General features: G+C 33.8%; 14 protein-coding genes. 2 read left to right on the forward strand and 12 right to left on the reverse strand.

The features are described from left to right. Positions 1-3: 3 nt before the first annotated feature. The 8 genes from ICJ83_RS04630 to ICJ83_RS04665 form a co-directional block, all read right to left on the reverse strand. A complete protein-coding gene (locus ICJ83_RS04630; RefSeq protein ID WP_188229174.1) occupies positions 4-759 on the reverse strand; it encodes a helix-turn-helix transcriptional regulator in 756 nt (251 codons plus the stop codon). Positions 760-1,070: 311 nt separating this feature from the next. After that, positions 1,071-2,693 (reverse strand): GAF domain-containing hybrid sensor histidine kinase/response regulator, encoded by a 1,623-nt coding sequence (locus tag ICJ83_RS04635; RefSeq protein WP_188229175.1) that lies wholly within the window; start codon positions 2,691-2,693, stop codon positions 1,071-1,073. Positions 2,694-2,922: 229 nt separating this feature from the next. Continuing rightward, positions 2,923-3,282 carry a YraN family protein gene (locus ICJ83_RS04640; protein ID WP_188229176.1) on the reverse strand — a complete coding sequence of 120 codons (360 nt, stop codon included), beginning with the start codon at positions 3,280-3,282 and terminating at the stop codon, positions 2,923-2,925. 5 nt (positions 3,283-3,287) lie between these two features. Further along, positions 3,288-4,448 carry a metal ABC transporter permease gene (locus tag ICJ83_RS04645; RefSeq protein ID WP_188229177.1) on the reverse strand — a complete coding sequence of 387 codons (1,161 nt, stop codon included), beginning with the start codon at positions 4,446-4,448 and terminating at the stop codon, positions 3,288-3,290. Further along, positions 4,441-5,568, reverse strand: coding sequence for a metal ABC transporter permease (locus ICJ83_RS04650; RefSeq protein ID WP_188229178.1), 1,128 nt, complete (start codon positions 5,566-5,568; stop codon positions 4,441-4,443). Before ICJ83_RS04650 ends, ICJ83_RS04645 begins: the two co-directional genes overlap by 8 nt. Further along, positions 5,568-6,305 carry a metal ABC transporter ATP-binding protein gene (locus ICJ83_RS04655; RefSeq protein ID WP_188229179.1) on the reverse strand — a complete coding sequence of 246 codons (738 nt, stop codon included), beginning with the start codon at positions 6,303-6,305 and terminating at the stop codon, positions 5,568-5,570. Before ICJ83_RS04655 ends, ICJ83_RS04650 begins: the two co-directional genes overlap by 1 nt. Before the next feature lie 111 nt (positions 6,306-6,416). After that, entirely contained in the window at positions 6,417-7,328 is a 912-nt protein-coding gene (locus ICJ83_RS04660) for a metal ABC transporter solute-binding protein, Zn/Mn family (protein WP_188229180.1), read from the reverse strand. Between the two features lie 9 nt (positions 7,329-7,337). Then, entirely contained in the window at positions 7,338-9,581 is a 2,244-nt protein-coding gene (locus ICJ83_RS04665; RefSeq protein WP_188229181.1) for a TonB-dependent receptor, read from the reverse strand. 103 nt (positions 9,582-9,684) lie between these two features. On the opposite strand from ICJ83_RS04665, the gene ICJ83_RS04670 reads away from it, so the two are divergent. Further along, positions 9,685-10,350, forward strand: coding sequence for a metal-dependent transcriptional regulator (locus ICJ83_RS04670; RefSeq protein ID WP_188229292.1), 666 nt, complete (start codon positions 9,685-9,687; stop codon positions 10,348-10,350). 24 nt (positions 10,351-10,374) lie between these two features. Here the strand turns inward: ICJ83_RS04670 and ICJ83_RS04675 are convergent, their stop codons facing one another. The 4 genes from ICJ83_RS04675 to ICJ83_RS04690 form a co-directional block, all read right to left on the reverse strand. Next, positions 10,375-10,509, reverse strand: coding sequence for a FeoB-associated Cys-rich membrane protein (locus tag ICJ83_RS04675; protein WP_188229182.1), 135 nt, complete (start codon positions 10,507-10,509; stop codon positions 10,375-10,377). Positions 10,510-10,552: 43 nt separating this feature from the next. Further along, the gene (feoB, locus tag ICJ83_RS04680; RefSeq protein ID WP_188229183.1) at positions 10,553-12,652 is read right to left on the reverse strand and encodes a ferrous iron transport protein B; all 2,100 of its coding nucleotides are present in this window, start codon (positions 12,650-12,652) and stop codon (positions 10,553-10,555) included. Further along, complete coding sequence (locus tag ICJ83_RS04685) at positions 12,645-12,878, reverse strand: FeoA family protein (RefSeq protein ID WP_188229184.1); 234 nt, start codon at positions 12,876-12,878, stop codon at positions 12,645-12,647. Before ICJ83_RS04685 ends, feoB begins: the two co-directional genes overlap by 8 nt. A gap of 95 nt (positions 12,879-12,973) precedes the next feature. Beyond that, positions 12,974-13,648 (reverse strand): SCO family protein, encoded by a 675-nt coding sequence (locus ICJ83_RS04690; protein WP_188229185.1) that lies wholly within the window; start codon positions 13,646-13,648, stop codon positions 12,974-12,976. 163 nt (positions 13,649-13,811) lie between these two features. On the opposite strand from ICJ83_RS04690, the gene rseP reads away from it, so the two are divergent. After that, positions 13,812-15,158, forward strand: a complete 1,347-nt coding sequence (gene rseP, locus ICJ83_RS04695; RefSeq protein ID WP_188229186.1) for an RIP metalloprotease RseP — start codon at positions 13,812-13,814, stop codon at positions 15,156-15,158. Positions 15,159-15,162: the final 4 nt, after the last annotated feature.

Consider the following 15,162-nt stretch of genomic DNA (forward strand, 5'->3'; position numbering starts at 1 on the left):
TTCTTATAATTGTTGTAAAAAGTCAAATAATTTATAATCTTTAGCTAAATTTAATTTTTTCTTAATTCTGTAACGTGCTGTTTCCACACTCCTTGGCGAAACATTAATTAACTTTGAAACTTCTTTTGTTCGCATATTGGCAAGCACATATGTGCAGTGCTTCAGTTCGTTTACGCTAAGGTCTGGAGCTGCTTTTTTTAGTTTTTTAAAAAAATTGGGGCGGCCTTTTTCAAATTGAATTTTAAAATCATTCCAGATTTCTTCTTCATTAATAAGTGTCTTTAATGCCTTTTCAATACTTAACAATTTGTTTGGAGATATTGTTTTTTCAGACGCTATTAATTGTGATACTTTATCGGCAATGTTGTTTATTTTATCGTTGTATATTGAAAGTTGTAAAATTTTAGAGAACAGGATCCGTTCATTTGATTTTAATAATTTAGTTATTTCTTCATTTTTAGAATTTAATGAGGCATTTTTCTTTTCTATTTCTAAATAATTTAAGCGATTTATATTTAGCGCCTTGTTTCTTTTCAAGGCCTTTTTGTTAAGATGAATAAAAATACCCTGTATAATTGATAATAAGCAAAGCGTTACAATGAGAAAGGTAATAATATGGTTATGACTAACACTATTTTTTTGATTATTACTGTCGTTGCTAGGGTTGGATGATAAAATAGTTGTTAGATGCATTTTAGAAATAGAAGCATCATGATCAACCCGATTCGTATAACACGCCATAAGTGTGAAACAAATCATTGAAATAATTATTGATTTAATATCATTTTTAAACCTAACCATAATTATAGAGGTAAATGTCATGTTTATGACATTAATTAAGTTAATGGTGTTACAAGACGTTAGGGTTAGGGTTTGCGTTAATTTTTATGTTATAAATTAAAAGATGTTATAAATTTCAAGGAGAGTATTGAAATTTATTAAATCAGAGCGGATGATAAGTTTATCATAATAAATGTACGAAATTCATTAGAGATTTAAAAGAATTTTAACATGTAATTGTATGAATATATATGAATATAAGTCTTTTGTGGTTTTAATACGAGGTTAAGTTAAGCCTTATATTTTGAAACTATGTTTATAAGTTCGTGTGATAGATACGGTTTTGACAAAAATTCATTGATTCCAATGTTCAAGCATTTTTTACGTTCGTTGTTCATGGTATTAGCGGTACAAGCTATAATAGGAGTTGTTAATTTTAATTTATTTCTAATGTGTTTAGAACAGGTATAGCCGTCCATAATTGGCATCTGTAAATCCATAAGTATTAAGCTATAATTGTTCTTCTGAATTTGTTTTAAAGCTATTTTTCCATTCGAAGCTAAATCTACACGGGCATGATGTTTTGTTAAAATTGTTTTAGCAAGCTGTTGATTGAACTTGTTGTCTTCAACAATAAGAATATTTAAATCACTTAGTTTTGTCGAACCTTGTTTATTTGTTCTTAGTTTTGGTAATGGGTTTGGGATATTGAAAGGAATATCTATTAAAATTGTGGTGCCACTATTAACAATACTATCTACCTTTATTTTACCGTTAAATAGTGCTACTAATTTTTTTACAAGTGTTAAACCTATGCCTACGCCTTCATATCTTTTGGTGCTAAAATTTTCTATTTGAAAGAAATTTTTAAAAATCAATTTTAACTTATTTTGAGGAATGCCTATTCCAGTATCTTTTATTTTAAACCTTATATAAGCTTTGTTGGTGTTTATACAAAGTAATTTAACCTGCATTGAAATAAAACCCTTATGGGTGAATTTTATTGCGTTATTTAAAACATGTAGAAATAATTGAGATAATTTTGGCTTATCAAATTCTAAAATGTCAGGAATGTTAGCATCGATGTTATAGTTTAATGTTAAACCTTTTTCGTTCGCTGGTTGTTCTGTAATTTTTATGATGTATTCGCACAATTCACGAATGGAATTTGGTGAATTTTTTAAATGAAGTTTCCCTTTTTTTAAGTTCTTTATATCTAGAATGTCATTTAAAAGTACTTTTAATTGCGTGCCTGCTTCGTTTATAATTCCCGAGTAAGTTTGAGCTTCTTTTGTTTTTAAATGTTTGGAAAGTAAATCGTTAAAGCCAATAATTGCATTTAAAGGTGTTCTTATTTCATGATTCATGTTTGAAAGGAAATCGTCTTTAATTTTGGATAAATTTTGGATTTTGTGATTTTCCCGTTTTAAAATGATTAAATCCATAATAGTACGGGCGTACATTGTTAAAACATCTATTAAACACTTATCTGTTTTTTTCGGAAGTATATCATAAACACAAAGCGTCCCAATTATCTGCCCTTTTGGTGTTACAATAGGTACGCCTGCATAAAACCTAAAATCATGTTTTTTAATTAAAGGGTTGTTTGTAAATTGTTCATCTAACTTCAGGTCTTCTATAATAAGAGGCGATTTATTATTTATAACATAATTGTTGGGAGAAAATTTTCGGTGAATGCTTTTTATATCTATTCCTGTTTTAGATTTATACCAAATGCGATCTTGATCAATTAATGTAATTAGAACTACAGGAATATTTATTTGATAAGATATTAGTTGTGTAATATTATCAAATTGGTCTTCTTTTGAAGTTTTTAAAATGTTGTAAAAATGTAGTTGCTTTAGTCTTTTAACCTCTTCTTTGGCCTTGAAGGCTTTTGTTACTATCTTCATAATGAAAGTTTTTAGTGATAACTACAGGAGAGGGATTTTTATAAGTAGCTATTTATCAGTAAAATTGGTAACTAAAATGATTTGATATAAGAATGTAGGGCGAATGCTGTAGGAAATATGGAAAATGAAGTGTGTATGAAGTAATTTATGTTAATATTGATCTATAAGTAATTTAAAAAGATTAAACAGTTTTATTTGTAAGCATTTGTTAGTATTCTGAAGAAGTATATTAAAAATGGTAGAATGCATCTTTAAGATGCTCAATATTAAATGTTTTATTCATTTTGGTTATTGCAATAATGTCAAAACGCACTTCAAGGTTTATGTTAAATGTATTTATATACGCATCGACAGCTTTAACAAGGTTTTTAATTTGCTTTGGCTTTACAAAATCTTCAGGGTTTCCAAAACCGGTGCTTGACCGTGTTTTTACCTCAATAACTGCCAAAACATTGCTGTGTTGGGCAATTATATCAATTTCTGCTTTATCAAAACGGTAGTTTCGCTCTAAAATGGAATATCCGTTATTTATCAGATAATCAACTGCTAACTGCTCACCTTTTTTGCCTAAATCGTTGTGTTGTGCCATAAATTTTAGCCTCTAAACAAGAAGAAATCCTCTTTCATATCTTCAATTTGAGCATTTTCATTAGTTATTATATAGTCGATAGCCTGAGTCGTAAAGTCGTCTCCTTTTTTGGTTAATGAAACAATGTTGTTTTTTATAGTAATCATATTGTTTTTTAAAGCTAAATCTAAAACTGATCTCGAGCGCACTTTTTGCCAATTAATGTGTTCGTTTAAATGGTTTACATGACGTTCACTTTCTTCGTTATGATTTTTTAAGTGAAGTAAAAATGTAAGCAGCGAGACCTCGGTGCGTTGTTGTTTTTCTCTGTAAAATACGGCTATTATTCCTTTATTAGGGGCAAATAAATAGACCATTAGAAAAATAAGCCCTAACATGGTTGTTATAGATCCAGCAATTGAGGCATCTAGCCAGTGCGCTATCCAATAACCAGATATAGCCGAAAATACACCGAAAAATATAGCTAAGCCAAGCATTTTTTTCAAGTCAGTGGTTAATAAATACGCGGTGGCAGCTGGTGCAATCATAAGAGCTACCACCAATATAGCTCCAACGGCATCAAAAGCGCCTACTGTTGTTATAGAAGATATCGTCATTAAGCTATAATGCATGATGGCGGGCGAAAAACCTAGTGATGCCGATAAGCCTACATCAAAAGTAGAGACTTTTAATTCCTTAAAGAATGCGATTAGTAAGCCTATGGTTATCGTTAAAATGCTTCCGATAATCCACATGGATTTTGGCCCAATATCAATACCTGATATAATTAGCCTGTCAAAAGGAGCAAAAGCCAATTCTCCCAGTAAAACGGCATCAACATCTAAGTGAATATCGTTGGCATTTTTGGCTATTAAAATAACGCCAATACTAAACAGGGCAGGAAATACTAATCCTATGGCAGTATCTTCTTTAACTAAGCCTGTTTTTTGAATGTGTTCGACCAAAATTACGGTTATAATACCGGTAATTGCGGCTAATAATATTAAAAAAGGAGAATTTAAATCTTGTGTGATAAAGAAACCAATAACAATACCTGGCAATATAGAATGACTAATAGCGTCGCTTATCATAGCCATCTTTCGAAGCACTAAAAACGTCCCTGGAATGGCGCAGGCTATGGCTACTAAACTAGCAATTATTTGTATTTCAAGTTGCGCGCTATTCATCTTTTTTAGATTGTTGACTGTATAAATTTGCTGCCGTTTTAAACCCTTCTTCAGTTAAACTCCACATTTGACCATCTAGGGAGACATAATTTTTATCTACTAATTTTTGTAGAGTACCTCTTGTATAGCCATGAAAATTATTTAAAATTTTTACAGTGTGTGGATGAGAAATGTTTTCATGATTTTCGGCGATATGATACATAAAAGCAAGTGTTTTATGAAGTTTTAAATCACGTCTATTTTTAATAAAGCGAATCTGTCTGAACAAAAGCCCTCTGTATGGAGAAAAAATAAAGGATATCAAAACAAAAATACTGGCAACGATAACAATTACAGGGCCAGTTGCTAAATTATTTTGGCTGGCACTAATAGCTGTTCCAAAAACTCCAGAAAATGCTCCGAAAACTGCAGCTAAAATAACCATTGTACTTAAACTATTGGTCCACTGTCTTGCAGCAGCAGCAGGAGCTAAAAGCATTGCACTCATTAATACCACCCCAACGGTTTGAAGACCTAGCACAATAGCTAAAACGATAAATGAGGTGATTAATATATCTATGGTTTTGGTATTGAAACCTATAGTTTTAGTAAAGTCTTCGTCGAATAACAAAATTTTAAATTCTTTCCAGAATAGTAACATTACCAGCAAACAAATACCAGTAACGCAACTTAATAATATTACATCGCTTTCAACTAATGTAGCGGCTTGACCGAATAAATATTTATCTAGTCCCGCCTGATTGGCATTAGGTTGTTTTTGTATGAAAGTTAGTAAAAGCATACCGAATCCAAAAAATACAGATAGAATTAATCCTAGTGCGGTATCTGATTTTAAATGGGTTTTGGTAATGATGCTTCGAATCCAGAAGGTTCCAATTAGGCCGCTAATTAAAGCGCCTAAAAGCAAAACATAACTATCTTTCACACCAGTAAGTAAAAAGGCAATGGCAATTCCTGGTAGCGCTGCATGAGAAATGGCATCGCCTAAAAGACTTTGTTTTCGGAGCACAGCAAAACTACCTAACATACCGGTTACAGCACCTAAAATGGCTGTGCCCAACGTAATTGTACGCAGAGTATAATCGTTAAGCACTAGAGAAAAGTAGTCTTGTATATTCATTACTCCTGAATACTAACTTTATAATTAATACCGTAGGTTTTGGTTAGGTTGTCATCATTAAATATATCTTTAACTGGACCAGTGGCAATTTTTTTCACATTTAAAAATGTTACCCAATCGAAATATTCTGGTACAGTTTGTAAATCATGATGCACAACGATAACTGTTTTGCCTGCTTTTCGTAGTTCTTTTAAGATATTAATAATGGCGATTTCGGTTGTAGCATCTACCCCTTGAAATGGCTCGTCCATAAAGTAAATAGCTGCGTTTTGTACCAATGCTCGTGCTAAAAATATACGTTGTTGCTGACCGCCAGATAACTGACTAATTTGTCGGTTTTTAAATGCTAACATCCCAACTTTTTCCAAAGCTTCCAATGCAAGTTTTTTTTCCTTTTGACCGGGGCGTTTAATCCAGCCAAGGCTGCCATAGGTTCCCATCATTACTACGTCGAGTGCTGTGGTGGGAAAATCCCAGTCTACACTTCCCTTTTGTGGTACATAAGCTACCAAATGGCGTTGTTTTTTGTAGGGTTTTCCATAAACACTTACACTCCCTGCGATTGGTTTTAAAATGCCAAGAATCGATTTGATAAGTGTAGATTTTCCAGCTCCATTGGGCCCTACAATAGCCATTAAAACGCCTTCCGGAATTTCTAAATCGATATCCCAAAGTACAGGTTTGTAGTTATAGGCTACGGTTAAATCGTCGACTTGAACAGCTATTTTTTTGTTCATTATATTTTCTTTAGCCCTGATAGCAGCGGCATCCTTTTTTTTGTTGAATGGTTTTTTCCATGTTTAAAATGTTTAAAAAAAGATATAGCGGATAGCAGGATTAGCTTATAATTATTTTAATGCATTTACAATGGTATTTACGTTGTATTTAAACATACCAATATAAGTGCCCTCAATGGTTCCAGCGTTTCCTAAGGCATCAGAATAGAGGGTGCCGCCTATATTTACCTGATGGTTTTTAGAATTTACGGCAGCCTGTAAGGCTTCAATGGTACGCTTTGGAACTGAACTTTCTACGAAAATGGCTTTTACTTTATGCTCAATAATGAATGATGCAAGCTTTTGTACGTCTTGTACACCTGCTTCGGTGGCCGTTGAAATGCCCTGAAGCCCCACAACATTAAAATCGTATGCTTTGCCAAAATAATTGAAAGCATCGTGCGCGGTCACTAATATACGTTTTTCTTTGGGAAGGGTTTCTATAGTGCTTTTTACTTCGGTTTCCAGCTTATCTAACTCATGTAAATATTTTTTACCGTTAGCCTCGAAAGCGGTTTTGTTTTCAGGGTTAATTTCAGATAATGTTTTAACTATATATTTGGTAATGGTTTTCCAGTAGGTAATGTTAAACCAAATATGCGGGTCGTGATTCCCTTGAAAAGACTCTGAACTGATTAACGAGGATGGATCTAAAGCATCGGAAACGGCAACTGTTTTTTTGTTAAGGCGTTCCATTTTTTCAAATACTTCCACCAGTTTACCTTCAAGATGCAATCCGCCATAAATAATGATATCGGCATTGGCAAGTTTACTAACATCGCCTTCACTGGCTTTGTACAGGTGGGGGTCTACCCCGCTTCCCATTAAACCTTGTACATTTATTAAATGACCACCAATATGGTTTACTAAATCGGTAATCATGGTGGTTGTGGTTACAACGTTAAGTTTTCCGTTGTTCGTTTTATTGTCTTTGCAGCTTAATGTAACTATTAAAACTGCAAGTGTGAGCATATGTTTTTTCATTGATCAAATTTAATTTAAAGAATATCGTAAACCAAAAAATAGTCTGCGCCCCTGATTTGGACCATATACATACGATGGATCGAAGGTTAATGCATAGGGATTATCTGGGGTTGCTACGGCATTACCGTTGTTATCAAATTGAACATTTTCATCAAATGGGTCGTTGGCTCTAGCAATAATAAAAGGATTCCCTTTGTTTGGTGTCCAATTCAATAAATTTTTTACACCACCATAAATTTCAATATGCTTAAAGCCGCTAAAGGTTGCCTGAATATTTTGAATACTCCAATAAGGAGACTCTGGTAGCCTGGGATCTAAATCCCCTAATAAAGGTAAACGCATGGGACCATAAATATTTCCGGTATAATCGAAAGTTAGATTGTATTTATAGTTTTTGTAGCTTGCTGCCCAAGTACCAGTAAAACTTTCAGTTAAAATTTGTCGCTGCGTTATGCCTTCTTCTGTTTTAGAAACGTCTTGAAATGTAATGCCTCCAAGTATTTTAATGCCATTAGAAAACATGGTGTCTATATTAAAACTAAGGCCTTTACTCACCGATTTTCCGTCTAAATTATCGTAAATAATTTGGTTTGGATTAGTGTCGTAATCTGGTAGAATAACATTTGTAAAATCTGTGTACCATGCCGAGGCATCCAAGCCAATTATAATGCCACTTTTGGTATATATTTTAGATAAGTAATTCAGGTTAATATTATAGGATTGCTCAGGTTTTAGCGTTTCGGCAATAATAACATCTCTGGCGCCTGTTAATGCTGCGTGCTCTTCTGTAAAGAGGTTTACTACTCTAAATCCGGTTCCTGCGTTGAGGCGAAAAATATTATTTTCTGAAGGTTTAAATTTATAGGCTAAACGCGGTGTAAATATGTTTCCATGACGTGCGTCATAATCGTATCGGGCACCTAGAAGAATGTCATGCTGTTTGTTAATTGAGATTTCATCTTGAATAAAAAATGAAGGGATAGTAATATTATCGGATACGGGAGTTGCCGGAGTGTTATCGTTGTAATAATTGTATCGTGCTGCCAGCCCGAATAAAAGGTCATGCTGGTTTAGGGATTTGTCCCAAGTAAGCTGACCAAAGCCAATTTGTTGACTTGCTAAATAGGGTACATTGCCGTATACCGAATTTTGATCGTGATTGGTGTATGAAAATTGAAATAATAGTTTTTCACGAACTGGGAGCTGGTATTTACCTAATAATTCGTAGCGTTTGGTGTAAATACTTTCGCCGTAAACTTCGGAACCTCCTCGGAAATCAGGATTCCATTGCATTTCTCCCCCCCAACGATCTTCATAAAAAAAGCGACCAGCAACCGAAAATAGTCTGTTTTGATTTCTACGAAAGTTCCATTTTTGAAAAACCGATATGCGGTCTTGAAGCGTTAAATCAGTGAAATTATCGTTGTTGTTGTCAATCGGGTTGCTATAATTGAAATAATTAATTCCTGTAAGAATATCGGTATTGTTGCCTATTTTGGCTTTAAAGCCCAGGTCTAGATTAGCTTCTCCCCAGCCCGAAACAAAACTATCAGCAAAAAGTAGAGGAGCATGTTCAGGTAGTTTGGTGATAATATTAATTAAGCCTCCCACGGCCTCACTTCCATAGAGGGACGACGCAGGTCCTTTTATTATTTCAATTTGTTCAATTAACGAATTAGGAATTCCAGATAACCCATAAACTGTTGAAAGGCCACTTACTATTGGCATGCCATCAATTAATACCAAAGTGTATGGGCCCTCTAAACCGTTAATATGAATATCACCAGTATTACAAACATTACAGTTAATTTGTGGGCGTACCCCATTTACATTTTGGAGGGCTTCAAAAATGTTTGGTGTTGGATTTTTCTTTAAAAAAGTAGGGGTGTAAACTTCAACAGGAACAGGGCTCTCCAGTCTTGAAACAGCTTTAAGGGTTCCAGTAACTACAACCTCCTCAAGCATTTCGCTTTCCTCTAATTTAAAAATGACATTTAAATTATTGTTGTCTACTTTAATGCGTTTTGTTTGAGTTTTGTATCCAGTAAAGGAAGCTGAGATCGTATATGTTCCGTTATCTAGGCCTTCAATTACAAAAAAGCCGTTTTCATTGGTTAGAGCTCCTTTAGCTAATTCTTTAATGTACACATTTACATAAGGCAAAGGAAGGTTATCGGTAAATACCCGGCCACTTATGTTTTGAGCACTTATTGAAATTGAGACAAAACTTATAAAAAAAATTAGGGTTTTCATTAATTTATTTTTTGCAAATATAAATACAAATTTAGATTAATCTAAAAATAGTTTTAAAATAATGATTAATATATCTTTGTGAAATATTAAAACAGCAATCATGATTACGCTAACAGAGGAGAATTATATTAAAACAATATATCAATTAGGTCGTTACGGAACATTAACGGTAAGTACAAATAGTATCGCCGAAGTTCTGGAAACTAAAGCATCTTCTGTTACCGATATGGTTAAAAAATTGGCAGAAAAGGGTTATGCCAACTATAAACGCTATCAGGGTGTTTCATTAACATCTAAAGGAAAAAAAATTGCTGCCGATGTGGTTAGGAAACATCGTTTGTGGGAAGTGTTTTTAGTAGAAAAATTAAATTTTACTTGGGATGAAGTTCACGATATTGCCGAACAATTAGAACATATTAAGTCTGAAAAATTAATTAATGAATTGGATAAGCTTTTAGATTATCCAACGCATGACCCTCATGGTGATCCCATACCCGATAAATTTGGGGATATTAAAAAAACCGATAAAATATTACTGTTTAATTTATCGGAAAGCTCAACAGGCGTATGTGTTGGTGTAAAGGATACGTCGTCTTCGTTTTTAAAATATTTAGATAAACATCAAATTGCGTTAGGTTCTAAGATTTTAGTTGTCTCGCGCGAGGATTTTGACGATTCTATGGTTATTGAAATCAATGGTTCCGTAAAAATGAGTATATCACAAACCGTGGCCAATAATCTGTTTGTAAAAGAAGAAGCGAATACCTAATTTGCTGTTGAGTGCTACTAGTTTCTAATGGCAACCACAGTCGTCGTTACCGCAAGCCTTTTTAGATTTCGATTTTTTCCATAAGAATTTCTTAACCAGAAAAACAATGGCAATGGCTAAAGCCGAAAAAACAAGAATATTTTGAATCACATTGTTCATATTAAGGTATTAGCCGATTTGTTGTGTAAAACCTTTCGTTTTTTTATTTTAAAAATTGATACGCTATTAAAGCGACAATATAAGCTAAGCTACTCATGAAAACTAATTGCAACAAAGGCCATTTCCAACTGTTTGTTTCTCGCTTCACTATAGCTAAGGTACTCATACATTGCATGGCAAAAGCATAGAATAATAAAAGTGAAATTCCAGAGGCAAAATTAAATAGAGGGCCCCCTAGAATAGGATTTACTTCTGCAGCCATTCTATTTTTTATCGTGGCTTCATCGTCATTACCAACACTATAAATAGTTGCAAGCGTTCCAACAAAAACTTCTCGTGCTGCAAAACTGCTTACAATGGCAATGCCAATTTTCCAGTCGTAACCAAGAGGTCTAATTACAGGTTCGATGGCACGACCTGTAATGCCAATAAAAGAATGTTCTAATTTAAATGAAGCAATATGTTGCTGTAATTCTTCTTCTGAGAGTTGTTGCGAAGCATATTCATTCGTTATTATTTCTTCAGCTTTATTAAAATTATCACCAGGACCATAGCTTGCTAAAAACCATAAAATAATGGATATGGCTAGGATAATTTTACCGGCACCAAACACAAACGACTTTGTTTTTTCTAATACCGTTAGCCCTACATTCTTAAATAGAGGGAGTTTATAGTTTGGCATTTCAACAACAAAAAATGATTTGCTTCTAATTTTTAGAACTTTATTTAAAATATAAGCCGATACAACCGCTGCGCCAAAACCGATGAGGTATAAAAGCATTAACGTTAAAGCTTGGTAGCCTAATCCTAAAAAACGACCTTCTGGAATCACCAGCGATATAATTATTAAATACACCGGTAGTCTTGCCGAACACGTGGTAAATGGCGTGACTAATATGGTGATTAAACGCTCCTTCCAGCTTTCAATATTTCTAGTTGCCATTACAGCGGGAATGGCACAGGCGGTTCCGGAAATTAATGGAACGACACTTTTTCCACTAAGGCCAAAACGTCGCATAATACGATCCATTAAAAAAACGACGCGACTCATATAACCGCTTTCTTCTAAAACAGAAATGAATAAAAATAAAAAGGCTATTTGCGGAATAAAGATTACAATTCCACCAAGTCCGGGGATAATTCCTTCGGTAAGTAAATTGGTGAAAACTCCTGCTGGAAGCTTGTTTTTTGACCATTCGCTAAGCGATGCAAAAGTTGAATCTATAAAATCCATTGGGACACTAGACCAATCGTAGATGGCCTGAAAGATAACCAGCAAAATCATAAAGAAAATTAAGTAGCCCCATACTTTGTGGGTTAAAATTCTGTCTAGTTTAGTGCGTAAATCTTTAGCTTTCGATGAATCGATTGTTTGCCCAACTTTAAGTACGTTATTTATAAACTGATAGCGTTTAATCGTTTCTTTTTGCTGTAAACGTTTTAAATCGGCTTTACTTTTTGTTTTAAAATCGTCCAGAGCTTCAACTTCATTTCTGTCAATTTTACCAAAGTTTACATCTTGTGTAATCACCAACCATAGTTTGTAAAGCAGTTGGTTTGGAAAAGCTTTACGTAAACCTTCAAAATAATCTTTGTCGACTTGGGAGGCGTTTAAGCAGGGTTCTTGCGAAACCTCCTTGAAGTTAGTAATAAGTTGTTTTAATTCGTTTATACCTTGTTTCCTGCGGGTGCTAACTAAAGCGATTTTTGTATTAAGCTGTTCTTCTAGATAGGGAATGTCTAAAGAAATACCTTTATATTCCATTCTATCGGCCATATTAATCACTAATATGGTTGGGATTTCTAAATCTTTAATCTGAGTGAAAAGAAGTAGATTTCGTTTTAGGTTTTCAACATCACTAACTACAACTGCTACATCGGGAAAATCTTTGTCGTTTTTGTTTAGAAGTAATTCAATAACTACATTTTCATCTAATGATGAAGCATTTAAACTATATGTTCCGGGTAAATCTATAATGTGTGCTTTAACTCCCCGAGGCAGTTTGCAAATCCCTTCTTTTTTTTCAACCGTAATTCCGGGGTAGTTACCAACTTTTTGGTTTAGACCGGTAAGGGCGTTAAAAACAGAAGTTTTTCCTGTATTTGGGTTGCCTATTAAAGCGACATTTATTTGTTTACTCATCTACTTTTTCAATTAAAATATGTTTAGCAGTTTCTTTTCTAATGGCTAGGTGCGACCCATTAATATTTAAATACATGGGGTCTTGAAAAGGTGCTAGTTGAACAAGCTCGACGGTATTACCAGGTAAGCATCCCATTTCTAAAAGTTTTAAAGGGATGTGAATGGACGAAACATCTGTGATGGTTGCTTTTTCGCCGCGTTTTAAATGTGCTAAAGTGTGTCGCAAGCTTATTTAGATTGAATTTAAAGAGGCAAAAGTAAATGAAAAGTTTAAGGTGACAAAGTTTATGGGTTTAAAAGACCCTGAAACGTGTCTGTTTTCTAACTGTTAGGTTCTTGTCTTAAAATTTCAATGTCTGCTAATAGTCGATGTATATCATCCGGATTAGTGCCGTCGTAAAAGCCACGAATTTGACGCTTTTTGTCGATTAGCATAAAATTTTCAGTGTGAATCATATCGTATGGACCCCCATTCCCATCGTCTTTCACGGCTAAATAACTTTTACGAGCCAGTTTATATATTTCTTTTTTATCACCGGTTACTAAATTCCATTTCGCATCGTTTACACCTTTAATAACGGCATAGCGTTTAAGTTGTTCAACGGTATCAATATCTGGAGTAACCGTGTGCGATAGTAGCATAACATCGTCGTATTTCATGGTTGCCTTTTGTATGTTGGCCATATTTTTGGTCATGATTGGGCAAATGCTTTGGCAAGTTGTGAAAAAGAAATCAGCCACATAAATTTTATTCTTATAGTCTTTTTGGGTTATGGTCTTTCCGTTCTGATTAACAAGAGCAAAATCGGCTATTTTATGATATTTTTTTTGATACTGAATGGTGCTATCTACCAAATCGGTACTAACCATAGTTGGTTGATAAATAGGAAGGGGTTGATAAACATTTAAGGTGTTGTAAATTAATATGATAATAATCACCGATATGATGGCGAAAACGATGGCAAAAGTTTTATATCCTTTAAAAAACGATAGCATGAAAAATTAATTTGATTCTTGCAAAAATACAGTGAAATATGTTGACCACGTAAGTATTACCCTTTAATTTCTTGTTAAAAACCAATTGATTATACAAATGTCTTTTTAAAGTTAGTTTTAAAAGCTTACTTTTGGGCGATTTAAAAAATTTGATTGAAGCTATATGGAGTTTGTTATTAAAATATCTCAATTTTTACTAAGCCTTTCTTTACTAATCATTTTACATGAATTAGGCCATTTTATACCAGCAAAAGCTTTTAAAACACGGGTAGAAAAATTTTACTTGTTTTTTGATGTAAAGTTTTCCTTATTTAAAAAGAAAATAGGAGAAACAGTTTATGGTATAGGTTGGTTACCCCTTGGTGGTTATGTAAAAATTTCGGGGATGATCGATGAGAGTATGGATACTGAGCAAATGGCTCAGGAACCACAACCTTGGGAATTTCGATCTAAACCAGCGTGGCAGCGATTAATCATTATGTTAGGTGGTGTAACAGTAAATTTTTTACTTGCCGTTTTAATTTATATAGGTATGAGTTATTTCTATGGAGATAAGTTTTTACCTAATGAAAACATTAAAGATGGTCTTTTAATTGAAAGTACGGTTGCCAATAAAGCTGGATTATTAACTGGAGATAAAATTTTAGCTGTTGATGGTACTAAAATAGATACCTATTCTGAGATCTCTGAAAAAGTACTTTTTGGACATGAAGTTACAGTTGAACGTGATGGCGTAGAGTCTGTAGTTAAATTGCCTGAAGATTTTTTAGCGCAATTAATAGATTCTAAAGAGAAATCGTTTATTAGTTTAAGAGAACCTTTTGTTGTGATTCAGGTTGCAGATACCTCGCACAATAAAATGAGCGGTATTAAAAAGGGTGATATAGTTGTTAAAGTAAATGGCGTAGCAACGCGTTATGCCGATCAGGTTAAAGCGCAAATAGAACAATATAAAGGACAAACGGTAACAGCAACCGTATTACGAGATCAATCTGAATTGGAATTACCTTTAAAAATTGACCAAGCTGGTAAGTTAGGTTTGGTTTATGCTGGAAAATCGACGTCGGAGACTTTAGAGGCATTAGGGTATTATTCTTATGAAACTAAGAAATATGGTTTCATAGAGGCTGTGCCTGTTGGAATAAACAAGTTTAAAGATCGTATAGTTTCTTATTGGGAGCAACTTAAAGCTATTTTTACGCCAAGTACCGGAGCATATAAAGGTGTTGGTGGATTTAAAGCTATTTATGATATATTTCCAAGTTTTTGGAGTTGGCAGGTATTTTGGGGTATCACAGCATTTTTATCGATTATGCTTGGTGTTTTAAATTTATTACCTATACCAGCTCTAGATGGAGGTCATGTTATGTTTTTGTTGTATGAAATGATCTCAGGAAGAAAACCAGGAGATAAATTTTTAGAGTACGCTCAAATGGTTGGATTCTTCATTCTCATAGCGTTAGTGTTATTTGCAAATGGGAATGATATTTTTAAAGCAATTTTTAATTAAATTT

This window comes from Aestuariibaculum sediminum, assembly GCF_014596945.1.
GTDB classification, from domain to species: domain Bacteria; phylum Bacteroidota; class Bacteroidia; order Flavobacteriales; family Flavobacteriaceae; genus Aestuariibaculum; species Aestuariibaculum sediminum.

What these genes read in the sequence shown, in the direction of transcription:
- ICJ83_RS04665 (WP_188229181.1), bottom strand. Translation starts at nt 9,581, where the DNA reads ATGAAAACCCTAATTTTTTTTATAAGTTTTGTCTCAATTTCAATAAGT.
- ICJ83_RS04645 (WP_188229177.1), bottom strand. Translation starts at nt 4,448, where the DNA reads ATGAATAGCGCGCAACTTGAAATACAAATAATTGCTAGTTTAGTAGCC.
- rseP (WP_188229186.1), top strand. Translation starts at nt 13,812, where the DNA reads ATGGAGTTTGTTATTAAAATATCTCAATTTTTACTAAGCCTTTCTTTA.
- ICJ83_RS04635 (WP_188229175.1), bottom strand. Translation starts at nt 2,693, where the DNA reads ATGAAGATAGTAACAAAAGCCTTCAAGGCCAAAGAAGAGGTTAAAAGA.
- ICJ83_RS04630 (WP_188229174.1), bottom strand. Translation starts at nt 759, where the DNA reads ATGATTTGTTTCACACTTATGGCGTGTTATACGAATCGGGTTGATCAT.
- ICJ83_RS04660 (WP_188229180.1), bottom strand. Translation starts at nt 7,328, where the DNA reads ATGAAAAAACATATGCTCACACTTGCAGTTTTAATAGTTACATTAAGC.
- ICJ83_RS04640 (WP_188229176.1), bottom strand. Translation starts at nt 3,282, where the DNA reads ATGGCACAACACAACGATTTAGGCAAAAAAGGTGAGCAGTTAGCAGTT.
- ICJ83_RS04690 (WP_188229185.1), bottom strand. Translation starts at nt 13,648, where the DNA reads ATGCTATCGTTTTTTAAAGGATATAAAACTTTTGCCATCGTTTTCGCC.
- ICJ83_RS04675 (WP_188229182.1), bottom strand. Translation starts at nt 10,509, where the DNA reads ATGAACAATGTGATTCAAAATATTCTTGTTTTTTCGGCTTTAGCCATT.
- ICJ83_RS04655 (WP_188229179.1), bottom strand. Translation starts at nt 6,305, where the DNA reads ATGAACAAAAAAATAGCTGTTCAAGTCGACGATTTAACCGTAGCCTAT.
- ICJ83_RS04650 (WP_188229178.1), bottom strand. Translation starts at nt 5,568, where the DNA reads ATGAATATACAAGACTACTTTTCTCTAGTGCTTAACGATTATACTCTG.
- feoB (WP_188229183.1), bottom strand. Translation starts at nt 12,652, where the DNA reads ATGAGTAAACAAATAAATGTCGCTTTAATAGGCAACCCAAATACAGGA.